Source organism: Serratia sp. DD3, from assembly GCF_000496755.2.
In genome coordinates, this window is record NZ_AYKS02000084.1 from 1 (window position 1) to 18,737 (window position 18,737).

Sequence of the window (18,737 nt, forward strand, 5' to 3'; positions counted from 1 at the left end):
AGCCGCTTCACATTAGCATCTGGCTGGTGGGTATGATGCGGAACGCTGACACGCCGTAAACCCGTCCCTGGGGGCTCGTATCGCGCGTCCATGCGCTCAACGGTCAGCTAACCTGCATCATACCCATCTGTAGCACAATTAGGGGCAGCTATTTAGGGTATAGCGGTATCGGGAAGAGGATGTTTATTTCGGGGCAATCACTAAATGGGCATGGGAGTCAGCCATTCCAGGTTTAATCGTGCCGACCTGGACATAGCGGGCTAAAAATTCCACTGATAAAATACCCGAAGCATTAGAGACCAGGTTGGTATCAATCCAGCGATAATCTACACCCGTAGCAGGTGTAATGGGTAAAGGATTACCCGAGGTATCAGTCAGTTGCACACCCACCCCCTCAGCACTGTTCGCGACATTATCTAGCGCTAAAATCCCCTGAGTGCCATCAGGATTATAGTTGCTGGTCGTTCCCATGACGGCCCATCTCATTGCCGTATTCTGCGAACAACGTGCGGTCACATTGACTAATTTATCAGCGACCCCATCCGCCGGTTGACCAAGCGCCCTGAAATCACTGCTATTCACCCGCCCCAGATTCACCGTAACCGTGTTAAAAGCCTGGCAAGGTGCGGTTTGGATCTTCACATCATTAGCCAGGCCTAAACGCACCAGGTTAAACAGGCGTGTATTCCATGCTGGCGGTGTCGAGCGGTTATCCATCAAACTGAACAGGACTAAGGCACCATCGTTATTATTTGTCATCATCAGCCCCGCCGCAGGAATGGTTCCTGCCAATCGGTATAGTGAGACCTTAAGCGTGAACGACCCAAGCTGCCGCCAATTGACAATATATTGATTGTCTCGACATTGGCCAGTAAAAGGCGGGTAGCCAGAAGCACCACTTTGGGCGTCGGCACAACGAATACCTCTTACTGGGCCGGGGCTTATGGGTGGCAGATTTTTGTTCGGTGCAGTACGCAGCCAACTAAAGGGATATGAATTACCATCAGACAGCAGTTCTACGGTGTAACCGACACTGCCTGACCCAGAACCGCCATAAGGGTTGTTTCTTCCGTTATCTCTTATGACATAAATATGGCCATCTTGCGTTGGCGCAGTGACTCCATTAACCGGGTAGCCACCTGAACTTTGCGCATAATGTTGCTCAAGCCACCAATATTTCACCTCATCATTCGCATCATCACATATTGCCAACCAACCATTATTAGCGGCGAACAATTCAGCGCTGCTGACACTCTGTTGCGCAAGAATAGTTCCCACCGGAGTTGCCGGGTCAATGTAGAGCGATGCACCAAAATTGACGCGTAAGGGATAGTCCCAAAATGCCGAATCAATTTTATTACAGGCTGACCATGCTTTGTTTATACAAAGAAGTGAGAGTAAAATCAGAAAAAATGATTTTGCACCGACCGTTTTAAACTTTGTTCTTATCATACCCACCTCATTAATCAAATACAAATAACTGGCTGCTTGGAAATATTTTTAGCATTGGTTTCTTTACGTTTTTCAACACTAAAGTGACACAGTTTTTCTCTTTTATTTTCATCATTCCAAGTGACTTTAAGCTGAGATTTTATATTTTCCCTGATCATCAAAATACCGCCACCACCAACAATACCTGCCATTTTCCCGTTACTGATAGCCGTTGCCCCGAGAGGCACATTTTCACCCTGATATTTAACTTCAAAAATACGCAGCTCACCATGGATAGTATCAAACTTCAATTTAACAATTGCCCCGGCATGTGGCGCAATATGTTGTGATGTATTTTTGATCTCCAAATCACTGGCTGCCGTATTGGGATTCAATGAGATTTCGTTATCACGATAAGGTGACAAATAAGGGAAAATAGCATATCCGCGACTATCCACTTTAATATTATTATTCCCTGAAACAACAGCATCAGTAGCGCCAGTGGCTTCAATAATCGCTGCGGTATCACCGGTATATTGACCAAATGTAATTCCACCACTATGCAGCGCAACAGAACCATTCATACCCAGCGCATACTGAGTGGTATTCTTTTTATAGGAAGCACTTGCAGAACGATTACCATAAGGCGTTAACTTCGATACATTACCGCTATAAACATTTTCATGTTCACCAGCGGTGGCCATCGTCGTGCTTAACCCATAGGAAAAACTGCGGTCTTCAAGCAAGGAACCTGTTACGGAAGCCAGTGCATATCCGTCACCTGCGGATGATTGGGTATAAGCCGTGGTCATCACTGGAGAATAGGTTGATGTACCCAAAGGAATACTTAACCCTAACTGGTACTGTATTTCATCACGATTATTACTGATATTATATGACCTTGCAGCAGAAAGCGTATATCTTAGTCTTTTATATTGATTACTGTAGCCCACCAGGTAGCTATTAGCACTTTTCACCCTGCCCCAATAATTGTTAAGACCGGCAGTGATATAGATACTGCCAGCATTACCAAGGGGTTGGTTAATACTCAACTGCACTGAGTTCTTCTGGTTCATTGAGCGTAAATCATATTCATTCACTTGCTGACTATGATCATATTTATCTCGGACCCTTGCAGCATCTTGTAGTGTAGTAAACCCCGAAGAGGAGTAATGATAAGTTGCGACATTAATGCTAGTCCCTGATTTATCAATAACATTTGAATAAGATAACCCTATGTTATAACCTTGGGTTTTATCATACCCAAGACCTGCCCTTGCCAGTGCCACATTGGCAGAAACTGCCCCCATCGTGGTATTTATGGCAAGACCCGTCAGCATAGATTGATAATGTTCACTGACCTGCACACCGCCAAAACCGGTAAAATAGTTATTCAACCCCCGATGATAGGAGAGTGAAGTAACAAATGGTTTTTTACGCAAACTACTATCATTCAATTTGCCTGCAGCCACTGAATATTTAGATTGATTTGGTCGCAATAATTCGGGTAATGATGCATAAGGGACAACGTACGTTTTTTGTTCACCCGTAGTTTCTTGAATGGTAACATTAAAGTCCCCTCCATAACTGGCCTGATAAAGGTCAGAAATTAAGAAAGCACCGGGTGATACCGTCGTTTCATAGATGATATTTCCATTTTGCCTGACGGTTACTCTGGCATTAGTATCAGCTATACCACGAATATCCGGCACATAACCGCGTCTGGAGTCAGGCAACATGCGATCATCAGAGAATAATGAAATACCGAGTAAGGGTGTCGCGGGTAAAAAACTCTCTCGCGTATCAATTTCTCCTGTTTGCGCCACAGAAAAAATCCCAGGAATATCTCGCTGAATGTAGGTACGCAACATGCTTAGTTTTTGCTGATCGCCAAGCGTAAGTGTACTGTAGCTTCGAAGCTGCCATCTACCTGCATTAAGCCAGATATTCATACCGGAGAAAAAACTGTCATAGCTGTCGCTAAAATCCCCGGTATCAGTATTAGAATGATAATAATTACTGATGTAATTTATCATTGCCGCAGTTTCCCCAGAGTCCCAGGCTGAAGGGTCTACATAACCCCGTGGGGTATACTTGGATGCCACTTGCGGTGCAATGACATCAACAGATAACGTCGATATATCAAATTTCACTTTAATATCGAAATTATTACTATCCAGTGCTATTTTCCCATTAGCATTAATAGTTTTAATGTATTCCTCATTAATTTCATCTTTAAACCCCAGCTGTAATAACACTGATTTATCAAAATAAATAACAGATTTACTCTCAGAATTTATTGATACTGTTATTGCCGTAGCACCAATAAAAGCACCATTTTTATAGAGTTCGACATCATACTCCCCTTCTTTTAGCTGATTTCCGTTTGAAAAAGTAGAGATATCGATACCGGTTCCGACAAAAAAAGCAGGATTATATTCCACTTCAGTTTCTTCTTGCGCATAAAGTGGCATGCTCAATAAAGAAATAATTATTATCCCTTTGTTTATTAAGCTGTCTTTTTTCATACTTTACTCATTAGATATTAATTTATTATAACTGGACGATAAATTACAGCACCATAGTCATTAACCATGCCGTACTCAGCCTTACCCTTATTAACATCCGATAACGTAACCCCTTTTAAAACCCAATTCTCACTCTGCCCGGGTGCCACCATATCGACTTCGTTCTTGATTTGTTTTCCATTGACATTGACATTCAGTTCAGTCAGCGAGGCATAATAGCGGCTGTTATTACTTACCTTAGCCAGAACATTGCCACGCCCATCATGGGTGAAATGCCAAACGAGATCTTTGTGCATGGCATCAACCTGGTTTTTTAACGCTGCTGGCCGATAGAATATTTTTATTTTATTAACAATAGAAAATTGCAAGTAATTGTCAGTTCCCTTTTTGGGTGCTGCCGGGATATCTTTGATGTTTAGCCAGTAGATTGACTCCTGATGAGTGTTAGCAACACCTTCTATTTTTTTTATTCTCAAATGCTGCTCACCGTTACTCTCTATTTTAAATACGGCTGGGTACAGAATAAAAGGAGAGGTCGCAGTGCTTGGCAAGTTACTATTTATTTTATTATCAATCCATGCCTGAACCATTGACGAGGTATTATCTCGATTATTTATTTTCACTGTAACACTACTATCAGACTCATTGTAGATAACCCGTGTACCAGTAATAGAGATACTCGCGAAGGCGATTGTTGGAGAAAGGCACAATGATATGACTATTTTCGTTAAATTTTTCATTTTATAGGCAGTAATTTTATTTTTGATAATAAAAACCAATCGAATACTGATGCGGTTATTAGGTAATTAGCTATACTCTTCATACTTCAAGTTGCTTGGGTGTTGACTGCCTTCGTTCACCCCAGTCACATAGTTAGCTATGCTCCCGGGGATTCCCTCAGTTGTCGCCTACAGGCAACTCGAATTATTTTGTGTATATAGCCTTCTTACTCAGGCTGTTAGCTGCGCACAGATACTCGGCTTTTCCTGAGCCTCTCGCCAAACGGGCCAGCGTAAGCGCTGTTCAAAACACTCGAGATTTTGTCAAGCAACACCAAGTATTTTGGGTATATATTGGTTCACCTTGAAACGTAAGATAGATAATAAGAAAAGTTTCCCTAAAGGTTTACAGAGTAAACCTTTAGGCAAATTATTTTCTTAACTACAGATTATCTATAGACCAACTCGATGGCACCGGTGGCGGTCAAATTCCCAGCTGTAATGCTTGCCTGATATTGCTGATACCATGCAGTCAAAGGGATTGACGCGGTACCTGATGTGGTATTTATTGTTTGGAAGGCGGAGTTATTGCCCGCTGTTTTAATATGCGTGTCTGTTGAGTCATATACCGCAATGCCAACGCCTCTTGCCTCACTTGCTGCAGCGGGCAAGAAAAGACCTGTAGTAGGGTCGACTTGCGTACCGGTACCGGTAAAGCGCACCGCAACCGAGCCACTGGCTGGTGTGCAACCCGTCAAATTAATCGTAAAGGCAGTTTGACCCGCTCTTGAACCAATATCGTTAAAATTACTGGTCGAGATAGTAGGTAAAACGACGCTAACCGTTCCTGAACCGGTACTAATGGTACAAGTATTGGCAACAATCTCACCCGTAAAGTTAATGGTACCATCTGCTGCATAAGCTGAAGACATGAACAATAAAGATAATGCAACAATCGGTTTTAATTTTTTCATAGCAGCTCCTGTTATTTGCTATTATTAATAAAAAATCCATTATTAGAGAGAACAGATTATATTAAGGTGCAAAGGTAAATATTATTAATTAATCTAATTGAAATTAAATACAACCTCCGTTTTTTGGTAAATAATCACTAACTGAATAACTTAATCAGCCTATATCTATAAATAATTTAGATAATCAATTAAATATATTAATTATTGGGTGGGGTAAAGATGATAATGCAACGTTCTTTTTAATTCCCCACAAGCCATATTCACAAGATATTGAGAGTATATCGATTAAGCGGGTCATGAGTAACCCATCATAAAGCATCGCTACAGCAGCCTATTTCAGCCGTTTCATTGCTTACACTGGCAATAAATCAGAGTTAAATATCGATAAATTCTAAAATAATGGCGTATTATTTCAAAAAAGGAAGGGTTTGCGCACTGGAATTTCTATGGATTTTTTTGAAACTTTCAGATACTAATTAGTTCGCTGGCTATATTATAGAGCCTTGCAATAAAATAGTAGTATTCAGTTAGGCCACTCAATTATTTGGGCCAAATACCTCCTCAAATAATCGCTGAGAATAATGAGTCCATCGGCTTAACGTAACGCGTATTAGGGGGTTATTTGGTGGCGAGGGCAACCCCATGAAGGGTTAAAAGGCATTGCGCTGTCACAATCCTGCGTTAATTCCCTATTCTAAGAAATCTGTAGTCCCCCAGGGTTGTAGTATTGGGGCCACCACTCCCTTGCGAACAGGAGTGGCACCTCTGGTTTCAGGTTATTTCTTCACAGCCAGCCACGGATCGATAATCTTCTGGTACTCTCCGGTGGCTTTGCTCAGGTGTAGCCACTGATTAATGTAGAACTTCCAACCCAGATCATCGCGTACCACCTGTTGGCCTTCTCACCGTATTGCATCGGCTTTTCCGGGTTTACGGTACAAAGCGCCGGATAGCGCTTCTGCTAATACCGGGCTTCGGCGGTATTTGCAATCATGCCCCTTTTTGCACACGGCTATTTAAAGCCGCTGCATTGGCACCATCAAAACCCCTGTGAAGCCTGCAACCATACCTGTGGTTGACTCTCTAATTGGCTGTCACTGTCATCGGGGTGATTCACCCGCCACGCCAGTTGTAGTGAAACCTGGCGCTGGTTGCCAAACCAAGTGGCCCCGGTTCCTAACGCCCCACGCTGTTGATGATTCTTATCCTTTGTCCATGGCGATTTGTTGGTTTTAACACCGCCATAATCAAAGAAAGTTTTCAATTGCCAAGCCGGGGTTATCGCGTAACGCAACTCCAGATTGGTCATCCAGCCTTGGTCACCGCTGGCCTCTCCAGAGGCATAAGCCCGCACGCCATTAACCCCTCCCAGCGAAAATTGTTCTGATGAATCGAGGTTTTTCGACGCTAACTGACCACTGAACTGGCTATAGAAACTCCAGTTCTCACTGAGCATCTGTAGGCGCAAGGCGGTCAAGTTGAATTTGCTGAAGTTACCCGCCGTGCGCGCGGTTTGACTGTCGTTTTGCGCGTTGGCCGGATCGGCAAGCTCCAGATTGCCGTTACTGACACTGGCGGAAACAAAGTTCAACCCACCACCGCCGAAGCTATCCTGGCTGTTGGCAGTTAAACTGGCAGTCCATAACTGGCTGTTTTTTTTGTTTTGTGTGTCGAATAACTCGATATCATCCCGTAACCGTTTGTCATCAAACTGCAACTGGCTACTGACGGTTAGGGTGCGACTTCTGAATAACGGTTGGGAAACATAGACACTGGTGGTGCGAGCGTTACCGTGCGCATCAAGATCGGCAAAGTCTTTGCCCAGGGTGTAATCCATATTGGAATAGGAGGCTCCCACGCGGGTAAACCAGCGGTTCACCGGGGCATCGTAGGACAGAAAGTAATAATACTGCCGATCATCACTGGCCAGGCCGCGCAGGCGCAGTCGATCTCCCAAGCCTAATGGGCTGTTAACCGAGACATCGGCGTTTAGGCGGTTTTCCCCGGTATATTTGCCACCATAGTTATCCAGATCGAGGCTACCGCTAAACAAAGGTGCTGGCGTGGCCTCCACCAGCAGATCCGCGGCTCCGGCTTTTTTACTGGTGAGCAGTGTTGAGCGCGCCTGCACGCCGGGGGTATCGTTCAGCAACAGCAGCGTCTGCTGCAGTTGACCGACGTTAATCGCCCCATCTGGTTGCATCCGGCCAATCAGGCGGTTCAAGGTGGCATCTGAAAGGCGCGAACTGTTCTCCGTTTTGATCTCGCCATAGTGCGCTTCCAGTACGTTGATCTTGACTACGCCGTTTTCAATTTCTTGTTCCGGCAGATAGGCACGGTTGAGCACATAGCCACGCTGCTGGTAATAGAGGGTGATATGCTGCACCGCTTCATAAAGTTGCGGCAACGTGAGTTCACGCCCGGTGTACCCCTGCAGCAGCGGCTGTAATACCGTATTGGAAAACAGAGTGTTACCGCTAATAATAAAGGTGGTCACCTTGACCTTAATCTGCTCACCATCGGCAGACTCCGCCGGTGCCGATGTCTGAGGGGCAGGCAACCCCAGTTCTGGCGTTATTGAAGGCGCTAAAATGGGGCGACTGGTGTCGATCTCACGCAAATTTTGGCCCGCATTCGGTATGGTCGGTGTTGCTGCCTGCGCACTGCTGAAGCTCAGCAACAAAGAAAGCACAGAGCAGGTCTTCCGGGACGGGGAGTAGCGCAAGGGGGATTTTTTAATTTTTTCCATGGGATTACCAAATAAATTCCATATATGTGGCGAAATGCGGGTCATAAGGGTTATCGGGGGGCCAATATCCCTTCCGACTTCTCCTGTCTGAAACAGGTATTCGAGCCGCCGTTAGCACAGTGCACAGCACCCCGGTACTAACGCTGAATAAACGACTAAAAAGCCCGAGCAAGTCGGGCTTGGAGTCAGCTAAATATCACTGTTAAATTTTGCAGTAAATATCAGCGCAAGGAGCACCGTTGACTAAACCGGTAGCGTAGGAGTTGGTGATGTTGGGGGTTTCAGATCCAGAATAACCCAACAAATTACCAACATCTTGATTGCCAGTTACACTTCCTGTGGCATAGCTATTAATAACACTATAAGTTGAACCCCCTCCTACCAATCCGCCGACAGAGGATCCGCCAACAACATTTCCGGTAGCATAACTATTAGTTACTGTCCCATTTAACATGCCAACCAATCCCCCAATTGTGAAACTATTCCCCGTTACATGACCGGTGGCATAAGAATTGGAAATATCAGTAAACATAGCAGCACCCACTAAGCCCCCCAGAATGTAACTGTGTGAACCATTACTGTTTACATTACCTGAAGCATGAGCGTTATTAATGCTTACGCGCTCACTATACCCGACTAATCCACCCGATTCAGCGAAGTACATATCGTCGCCCGATCCTTCAATATTTCCTGAGGCAGAAACATCACTAATCACAGAGTCATATGCGCGGCCAATTAATCCACCCATTGAGCCACTACCTTCAGGAAGGCTAATAACATCACCCGTTGCATGGGCGTTGTTTAAGGTGGCCCCCCATAACGTCCCGATTAACCCTCCAACTATATTCTTTCCGGAGACCTGTCCACTTGCAGAGACATTATAGATGGTCACATCCTGCATATAGGGATGACCTTCAAGACCCTGAGTACGCCCTATCAGCCCACCGACGGTATAAGAACCCGAAACGTCCATACTGCTATGTGCATCAGAGATACGCCCCCCTTCCTGTAATCCCACTAAACTACCCGCATCACCAACCCCTTCATTGATGCCACCCACAAGGTTGACATTGCGCAGTGTGCCAGTGGAGTAACCGAACAACCCAGAGTAATCTCTCGCAGATTGTCTGATAGTCAGATCATTGATGTTATTACCTAAACCAGAAAATACCCCCTGAAATTTGGACATGTTATAGTTTTCATCGTAATCGCCGCCAACAGGCCTAAATCCTTGCCCATCATTCCATATGGTGGTGATGCTGGCATCAATGGCATTACCTAAAACATAGTAACCGCTTAAGTTATTTCCCATTGCCTGCAATTGGTCGACATTGTGGATCACGGTGTAATCTTGCCAGTTATTGCTAAAACGGGCATTGGCGCCAGACAACGTGACGGTTTTACCTTTGGCTAACACATAATCCCCCCCTTCAACAAAAGCCAGGCTGGCATCGCTGCCAAAGGCTCTGAGGTTGGCATTAAGGGCGATATTACTATCAGCAGCAACTATCATCAGTTGGTTGTTACTGCTCCACAGAATATCATTGCCAACGGTGAGATCACCGCTGTCGCTAACCAACTCCACATGGGTGTTGCTGAGATTGTTACTCACGGCACGGGCAGAGACTTTATTGCTGCTGGTACTGTCATTCACATTAAGCTGAGGGGCGGTGATGTTCCAGGTCCCAGTGTCACCACTGGTAGCACGGGTAGTCACTACCGCAGTGGAAGTGACATTCACTCCCTGACCGCTGACGTCGACTGAACCGCCGTTGCCGCCATTAGCCGCGCTAGCGTCGAGTTTACCGCTCACATTGACCACACCTTGCTGTGTGCTGGAAAGCAGAATATGGCCGGATTTATTGCTCAAGGTTTGTGCTTGCAGCGTGCCGGTGTTATTGACCACATTTTGCAGCACATTGCCGTTGGCGTAAGAAGCAGTCAGGGCAATTTTACCCCCATCAGCCTGGATAACACCGCTGTTTTGCGCCAACGCATTAGCGGCGCTGCCAGTGACTTGAATATTCACCAGACCATCACCCGCAAAATCGAGCGTTGTTGCTTTACCCGCAGCCAGTTTCACCGAGCCAACGTTAGCTTTGATTGTGCCTTGGTTACTGACTTGACCGCCCAGTAACACCACCGCTCCGCCATCAGTGGCGGTGATGGTGCCTTGGTTAGTTACGCCATTAGGGGAGCTGCTGCTGCTGGTGAAATTATATTTACCCAGTCCGAAATTGTTGGTGCTGAGATCCTGAGTCGAGGCGACCAGGCCACCGACATTCACCTGCGCTGTGCTACCAAACAGTATGCCGTTAGGGTTGACCAAAAACACGCGACCATTGGAACTCAACTGCCCCATGATTTGTGAACCATTGGTACCTACCACGCGGTTAAGGGCAATAGAACTGGTTTGGGGTTGTTGAAACGTAACTTTATTACCCGCAGCGATATCAAAACTTTGCCAATCAATTGCAAGCTTGTCGGTGTTTTGATTAATCTGTAATTGCTGCGCACTTGGTTGAGTAATGGTACCGGTACCGAGTTTTATCGTGCCGTTGGTAGGTAAATCAGCAGCGAATGCGCTATGTACGGTTAAAGCACTGAGTATTGCTAAAGTTGATTTATTAAAAACAAAAGACAGCTTATTCCATTTATTTACTTTCATTACACGAACTCCATCTATCCATTGAAAGAACTAAAAGTATAATTCAGGAGGTAGGTTCAAATACGTCATCAGGCGTGACAAACGGCGCCATTCCATTAAGAGTTTTCCCCCTAATCAGTGAGCATGCTTGGTCTTTCCACGTTGAAGATCAGGTATTGCGCAATGAAAATGTTTATCATCACTTAATACATAAACGAATTTGAACCCTTGCAAGATACTTCTCATTCATAGAGCTTGTCAATGTCGTTTTCACCTAAATGGCATTCATTGTGGCTAGATTACCCAGGTTGTGTCGGATTAAGATGATCTCACATAAAATTTTGTTCATATTCAGTTTTTCCCGCCAAAATATTCAAACCGCAAAGAATTATCTCGTCCGTATTACTCCTTCAGGGCTTGTATTTAGTATATTTTCGGGTGTCTCACTTAAGCCCTCAGCTTTCACAGGTTTCTTTCGTAAGAGCATGAGCTTGGCTACGCACTTTTTTATTGCCTTTTTTCGAATAAATATACTTATTTTTTAGTTTAGCTTAGCTTTAAATAAGGTTTTCTTTATCGAATTTAGAAGGCATGTATAACCATTTCTTTATTAATTGATTGAGTATAGTACATTTCAATTATAACAAGAAAAACATTGTCTAATTATTGATCAAGTTACGTTCTCACCTGGGTACCAACACTTCAGCTCAAATCATTCTCAATACAACAAGCTCGAGTAATAAATCATCACTATTCTGGTAGGGGAAATATCTGAATAAACGGTTAGCCTAATTGTTTGTCACTGGCTCATGTTATTACGACACCAGGGCAACCCCATAAAGGGTTAAAAAGTATTCTGCAGTCCCCATCCTGCGTTAATTACTTGTTCTAAGAAATCTGTAGTCGCCCGAGGTTGTGGTATTGGGGCCACTCCCTTGCGAACAGGAGTGGTTCCACTGGCCTCAGGTTATTTCTTCACAGCCAGCCACTGCTCGATAATCTTCTGGTACTCTCCGGCGGCTTTGGAAAGTTTTCAATTGCCAAGCCGGGGTTATCGCGTAACGCAACTCCAGATTGGTCATCCAGCCTTGGTCACCGCTGGCCTCTCCAGAGGCATAAGCCCGCACGCCATTAACCCCTCCCAGCGAAAATTGTTCTGATGAATCGAGGTTTTTCGACGCTAACTGACCACTGAACTGGCTATAGAAACTCCAGTTCTCACTAAGCATCTGTAGGCGCAAGGCGGTCAAGTTGAATTTGCTGAAGTTACCCGCCGTGCGCGCGGTTTGACTGTCGTTTTGCGCGTTGGCCGGATCGGCAAGCTCCAGATTGCCGTTACTGACACTGGCGGAAACAAAGTTCAACTCACCACCAGCGACGCTATCCTGGCTGTTGGCAGTTAAATTGGCAGTCCATAACTGGCTGTTTTTTTGTTTTGTGCGTCGAATAAATCGATATCATCGGGTAACCGTTTGTCATCAAACTGCAACTGGCTACTGCTGAAGCTCAGCAACAGAGAAAACACAGTGCAGGTCTTCCGTGATGGGGAGTAGCGCAAGAGGGTTTTTTAATTTTTTCCATGGTATGACCCAATAAATTCCATCTATGTGGCGCAATGCGGGTCATAAGGGTTATCAACTGGCCAATATCCCTTCCGACTTCTCCTGTCTGAAACAGGTATTCGAGCCGCCGTTAGCCCAGTGCACAGCACCCCGTTACTAACGCTGAATAAACGACTAAAAAGCCCGAACACGTCGGGCTTGGAGTCAGCTAAATATCACTGTTAAATTTTGCAGTAAATATCAGCGCAAGGAGCACCGTTGACTAAACCGGTAGCGTAGGAGTTGGTGATATTGGCTTCATAAGAAAGACCTAACAAACTGCCAACATCTTCACTGCCAGTTACACTGCCTGTGGCATAGCTATTAATAATAGTAGAATCTGAAGCAGAGCCTATCAATCCACCAACAGAGGATCCGCCAATAACATTTCCGTTAGCATAACTATTAGTTACTGCCCCCCCCCATAACATGCCAACCAATCCCCCAATCGAGCCACCACTACCACTACCACCACTGACATGGCCAGTGGCATAAGAATTGGAAATATCAGTTTGCATAGCGGCACCCACTAAGCCACCCAGAATGATACTCCCTGAATTATTATCTAGATGATTACCGTTTATATTACCTGATGCGTGAGCATTATTAATGGTTACGCGCTCATTATACCCGACTAATCCACCCGCTTCAGCTAAGTACATATCGTCGTTCCAGCCTTCAATATTTCCTGAGGCAGAAGCATCACTAATCACAGAATCGTATGCACGGCCAATTAATCCGCCCACACCTGAATGACCAAAGACATCACCCGTTGCTTGGGCGTTGTTTAAGCTGGTTCCCCATAACTGCCCGATTAACCCACCGACTATAAACGAGCCTGTGACTTGCCCGCTTGCTGAGACATTATAAATGTTAATGTCTTGAGTGTATTGAATATAATTAACACTCTGAGTTTGCCCTATCAGCCCTCCGACGGCATTATAACCCGAAACGTCCATACTGCTATGTGCATCAGAGATACGCCCCCCCTCTTGTGTACCTACTAAACTACCTGCAGAATAATAACTCTCTCCCGATTCATTGATGCCACCGACAAGATTCACATTACGCAGTGTGCCTGCGGAGTAACCGAACAACCCAGAGTTACCTCTTGTAGATTGTCTGATAGTCAGATCAATGATGTTATTGCCTAAACCAGAAAATACGCCTTGAAACTTAGAAGTGACATAGTTGTTATCAACATCACCTCCAACAGGCCTAAATCCTTGCCCCTCATTCCATAGCGCGGTGATGCTGGCATCAATAGCATTACCTAAAACATAGTAACCGCTTAAGTTATTTCCCATCGCCTGCAATTGGTCAACATTGTGGATCACGGTGTAATCTTGCCAGTTATTGCTAAAACGGGCATTGGCGCCAGACAAAGTAACGATTTTACCGTTGGCTAATACATAATCACCGCCTTCAGCAAAAACCAGGCTGGCGTTGTTGCCAAAGGCTCTGAGGTTAGCATTAAGGGCGATATTGTTATCAGCAACCAGCATCAGTTGGTTATTGCTGCTCCACAGAATATCATTGCCAACGGTGAGGTCACCGCTCTCGCTGACCAACGCCACATGGGTGTTGTTGAGATTGTTACTCACGGCACGTGCAGAGACTTTATTGCTGCTGGCGCTGTCATTCACATTGAGCTGAGGGGCGGTGATGGCCCAGGTCCCGGTGTCACCATTAGTACCACGGGTGTTCACTACTGCAGTGGAAGTGATATTCACTCCCTGACCGCTGACGTCCACTGAACCGCCGTTGCCGCCATTAGCCGCGCTGGCATCGAGTTTACCGCTAACATTGACCACACCTTGCTGTGTGCCAGAAAGCACAATACGGCCAGATTTATTGCTCAAGGTTTGTGCTTGCAAAGTACCGGTGTTATTGACCACATTTTGCAGCACATTGCCGTTGGCGTAAGAAGCAGTCAGGGCAATTTCCCCCCCATCAGCCTGGATAACACCGCTGTTTTGCGCCAACGCATTAGCGGCACTGCCAGTGACTTGAATATTTACCAGACCATCACCCGCGAAATCGAGTGTTGTCGCTTTACCCGCACCCAATTTGACCGAGCCAAGGTTAGCTTTGATTGTGCCTTGGTTACTGACTTGACCACCCAGTAACACCACCGCACCGCCATCAGTGGCGGTGATAGTGCCTTGGTTGGTTACGCTATTAGGGGAACTACTGCTACTGGTGAAATTATATTTACCCAGTGAAAAATTGGTGGTGCTGAGATCCTGAGTCGACGCGACCAGGCCACCGACATTCACCTGTGCCGAGCTGCCGAAAAGTATACCGTTAGGGTTGACCAAAAACACGCGGCCATTGGAACTCAACTGCCCCATGATTTGTGACCCATTGGTGCCAACCACGCGGTTGAGGGCAATAGAACTGCTTTTGGGTTGTTGAAACGTAACTTTATTACCCGCGGCAATATCAAAACTTTGCCAATCAATTGCGAGCTTGTCGGTATTTTGATTAATCTGTAGTTGCTGTGCACTGGGTTGAGTAATGGTACCGGTACCGAGTTTTATCGTACCGTTAGTAGGTAAATCAGCAGCGAAGGCACTATGAATGGTTAAAGCACTGAGTATTGCTAAAGTTGATTTATTAAAAACAAAATACTGCTTATTCCATTTATTCGTTTTCATTACACTAACTCCATCTATCCATTGAAAGATCTAAAAGTATAATTTCAAAGCGAGTTTCAAATACGTCATCAGGCGTGACAAACAATGCTATCGCATTAAGAGTTAATCACCCTAATCGATGACTATGCTTGGTTTTTCCACGTTGAAGATCAGGTATTGCGCAATGAAAATATTTATCATTACTTAATACATAAACGAATTTCAACCCTTGCAAGATACTTTGCGTACTTACCGTTTGTCAATGTGGTTTGCGCCTGAAGGGTATTTAACTAGCTAGTTTATCCAGGTTAGATCCTATTAAGATGAACTTATGTAAGCTCATCGGGATTCTCTCTATTGCCGACTTCAAGCAATTCGAAGTATTTTGGGTATAAAAGCAAAAAGCGCCCGCAGGCGCTTTTAATAGAGAATAGCGTTCAACTAGAACTAGCCGATATATTCCAGCCCCCCCATATAAGGGCGTAATACTTCTGGCACCTGAATACGGCCATCAGCCTGCTGATAGTTTTCCAGCACGGCCACCAGAGTACGGCCTACAGCCAAGCCTGAACCATTCAGGGTATGCACCAAGCGCGGTTTTTTATCAGCCTTGGTGCGGTAACGAGCCTGCATACGACGAGCCTGGAAATCCCCCATGTTGGAGCAAGAGGAGATCTCGCGGTAAGTATTCTGCGCCGGGAGCCACACTTCCAAGTCGTAAGTTTTGCAGGAACCAAAGCCCATGTCCCCGGTACACAACAATACCTTGCGGTAAGGCAGGTTCAGCAACTGCAGTACTTTCTCGGCATGACCGGTGAGTTCTTCCAGTGCCTCCATAGACTCTTCCGGGCGAACAATCTGCACCATTTCAACTTTATCAAACTGGTGCATACGGATCAGGCCACGGGTATCACGACCATATGAACCTGCTTCAGAACGGAAGCAAGGCGTATGCGCCGTCATTCGCAGCGGAAGATCGTCTTCTTCGAGGATTTCGTCACGTACCAGGTTGGTAACAGGCACTTCTGCCGTTGGGATCAGCGCATAATTGCTGCTTTCTGACTCTTCTTCCAACGGTTTGGTATGGAATAAATCCGCGCCGAACTTCGGTAGTTGACCCGTTCCATACAGTGTTGCCTGGTTTACCAGGTAAGGAACATAGGTTTCCAGATAGCCATGCTGTTCTGTATGCAGGTCTAACATAAACTGTGCTAGCGCGCGGTGCATACGCGCGATTTGACCTTTCATCACCACAAAGCGCGCACCGGTCAATTTTACGGCTGCAGCAAAATCCAGGCCGCCACAAATTTCACCTAATTCAACATGATCACGCACAGGGAAATCATACTGGGCAGGTTCCCCCCAACGGCTCACTTCCAGATTTTCACTGTCGTCTTTACCATTTGGCACGCTATCATCAGGCGTGTTAGGCATAACCAGCGCGTAATCACGGATCTCACTCTGCAGTTTATCCAGAGCCGCTTTAGCCGACTCCAACTTGTCACCCAATTCATTTACTTCACGGCGTAGAGGTTCGATATCTTCACCACGCGCTTTAGCCGCACCGATGGATTTCGAGCGAGAATTGCGTTCCGCCTGTAATGTTTCCGTTTCTACTTGCAGAACCTTGCGGCGCTCTTCTTGTGAACGCAACAGATCCAGATCGAGTTTAAAACCTCTGCGAGCCAGTTTTACGGCAACTGCGTCTAGCTCATTACGCAGTAAATTGGGATCGAGCATGCTAATCCTGTGCTTGTAGTTATTGAAAGAAAACTATTTATACTCTTCATACTTCAAGCTGCTTGGGTGTTAGCTGCACTCTGTCACCCCAGCCACATAGTCAGCTATGCTCCTGAGGTTCACCCTGTGCGGGCCAGCACAAGTGCTGTTCAAACGGTTCCTGACCGATTTGTCCATCGCTGGCCGCCTGCAAGCAACTCGAATTATTTTGGGTATAGTATTTAAGTCATAAAACTATGGGCTTCTTTCACTTACGATTTTGGCTTATCAGCCCCCTGAGAGCACTGGGTTAACCATTACCTACAGCCGGGGATAAACCCCGCTAAAAGAAGCGTTATGCCGCTAACCTTACCGCAACAATGGCACTAGCGGTAGCGTTTTGTCGGGCTATTTTGATCCTGCTCAGCGAGCCATTGCAACTTTTCACCAATTTTACCTTCCAGACCACGCGCGGTCGGATGATAGTAACGGGTAGCAGCCATTTCTGGTGGGAAATAACACTCCCCAGCAGCATATGCATTAGCTTCATCATGGGCATAACGATATTCTGCCCCCAATCCCATCTCTTTCATCAATTTGGTTGGGGCATTGCGCAAATGTTCCGGTACGTCATAATCCACCAACTCCTTGGCATCATGCATCGCCGCTTTAAAGGCGCTATAAACGGCGTTACTTTTCGGCGCGCAAGCCAGATAAACAATCGCCTGAGCAATCGCCCGTTCCCCTTCTGCTGGCCCAACACGGGTAAAGCAATCCCACGCGGCAATAGCCACTTGCATCCCCCGGGGATCGGCATTACCAACATCTTCAGAGGCGATGGCTAACAAGCGGCGTGCGACATACAGCGGATCACCCCCGGCAGTAATGATACGGGCATACCAATAGAGCGCTGCATCGGGTGCCGACCCGCGTACCGATTTATGCAGCGCAGAGATCAGGTCGTAATAACGGTCACCTTTATTATCAAAACGCGCGCTACGCTCCCCCGAAACTTCCTTCAGCAAGGTTGGCGTCAGCACACGCATGCCTTTGCTGTCTATCTCGGCCATATCAGCCATCATTTCAAGGCTGTTTAAAGCACGACGTGCATCCCCCGCCACCAATTCCGACAGGATCTGTTTGGTTTCTGGTAGCAGGGTGATGTTCTGGCCGCCAAAGCCACGATCAGGGTCTTTCATTGCCTGATCCACGACCAGAGCAATATCCTCGGCAGTCAATGCCTTCAGCAAATAAACCCGGGCACGGGAAAGAAGTGCCGAATTGAGTTCAAAAGAGGGGTTTTCAGTGGTGGCACCAATAAAAGTAATGGTTCCATCTTCAATATGCGGCAAAAAGGCATCCTGCTGGCTCTTATTGAAGCGGTGAACTTCATCAACAAACAAGATAGTACGGCGGCCGGCATCACGATTTTGCCGTGCTCGTTCTATAGCCTCACGGATCTCTTTAATGCCCGAAGTGACCGCAGAGATCCGCTCAACATCTGCCTGCCCATAACGGCCAATCAACTCCGCCAGGGTGGTTTTCCCTGTTCCTGGCGGCCCCCACAAAATCATTGAATGCAGTTGCCCTGCCTCAATAGCACGTGGCAAAGGCTTGCCCGGCGCCAACAAATGCTGTTGACCAATGTATTGTGCCAGCGTTGTCGGCCGCATACGGGCCGCCAACGGCTGAAACTCATTATGAGAAAAATCAAGCGACATGTTACTCAC

Annotated in this window: 10 protein-coding genes and 1 pseudogene; all 11 read right to left on the minus strand. The window is 46.1% G+C overall.

Annotation, left to right across the window (positions count from 1 at the left end; translation table 11 throughout):
* Window positions 1–183: 183 nt before the first annotated feature.
* The 11 genes and pseudogenes from IO95_RS16085 to IO95_RS16130 all read right to left on the minus strand — a co-directional run bounded on the left by IO95_RS16085 (window position 184) and on the right by IO95_RS16130 (window position 18,737).
* The gene (locus tag IO95_RS16085; RefSeq protein ID WP_160165620.1) at window positions 184–1,278 is read right to left on the minus strand and encodes a fimbrial protein; all 1,095 of its coding nucleotides are present in this window, start codon (window positions 1,276–1,278) and stop codon (window positions 184–186) included.
* Window positions 1,279–1,466: 188 nt separating this feature from the next.
* Window positions 1,467–3,959 carry a fimbria/pilus outer membrane usher protein gene (locus tag IO95_RS16090; RefSeq protein ID WP_037385859.1) on the minus strand — a complete coding sequence of 831 codons (2,493 nt, stop codon included), beginning with the start codon at window positions 3,957–3,959 and terminating at the stop codon, window positions 1,467–1,469.
* A 17-nt stretch (window positions 3,960–3,976) separates the two neighbouring features.
* Window positions 3,977–4,699, minus strand: coding sequence for a molecular chaperone (locus tag IO95_RS16095; protein WP_072011684.1), 723 nt, complete (start codon window positions 4,697–4,699; stop codon window positions 3,977–3,979).
* Between the two features lie 428 nt (window positions 4,700–5,127).
* The gene (locus tag IO95_RS16100; RefSeq protein ID WP_023492889.1) at window positions 5,128–5,652 is read right to left on the minus strand and encodes a fimbrial protein; all 525 of its coding nucleotides are present in this window, start codon (window positions 5,650–5,652) and stop codon (window positions 5,128–5,130) included.
* Window positions 5,653–6,428: 776 nt separating this feature from the next.
* Window positions 6,429–6,628: pseudogene (locus IO95_RS26130) on the minus strand (ArtI protein); the annotation flags it as partial.
* 63 nt (window positions 6,629–6,691) lie between these two features.
* Window positions 6,692–8,401, minus strand: coding sequence for a ShlB/FhaC/HecB family hemolysin secretion/activation protein (locus tag IO95_RS16105; protein ID WP_037385862.1), 1,710 nt, complete (start codon window positions 8,399–8,401; stop codon window positions 6,692–6,694).
* Between the two features lie 202 nt (window positions 8,402–8,603).
* Window positions 8,604–11,069, minus strand: coding sequence for a GLUG motif-containing protein (locus IO95_RS16110; RefSeq protein ID WP_023492853.1), 2,466 nt, complete (start codon window positions 11,067–11,069; stop codon window positions 8,604–8,606).
* A 941-nt stretch (window positions 11,070–12,010) separates the two neighbouring features.
* Window positions 12,011–12,496, minus strand: a complete 486-nt coding sequence (locus IO95_RS16115; RefSeq protein ID WP_160165628.1) for a ShlB/FhaC/HecB family hemolysin secretion/activation protein — start codon at window positions 12,494–12,496, stop codon at window positions 12,011–12,013.
* A 335-nt stretch (window positions 12,497–12,831) separates the two neighbouring features.
* On the minus strand, window positions 12,832–15,309 hold the full coding sequence (locus IO95_RS16120) for a GLUG motif-containing protein (RefSeq protein ID WP_051791269.1): 2,478 nt from the start codon (window positions 15,307–15,309) through the stop codon (window positions 12,832–12,834).
* A 426-nt stretch (window positions 15,310–15,735) separates the two neighbouring features.
* Window positions 15,736–17,028 carry a serine--tRNA ligase gene (gene serS / locus IO95_RS16125; protein ID WP_023491922.1) on the minus strand — a complete coding sequence of 431 codons (1,293 nt, stop codon included), beginning with the start codon at window positions 17,026–17,028 and terminating at the stop codon, window positions 15,736–15,738.
* Window positions 17,029–17,393: 365 nt separating this feature from the next.
* Window positions 17,394–18,737 (minus strand): replication-associated recombination protein A, encoded by a 1,344-nt coding sequence (locus IO95_RS16130; protein ID WP_023491923.1) that lies wholly within the window; start codon window positions 18,735–18,737, stop codon window positions 17,394–17,396.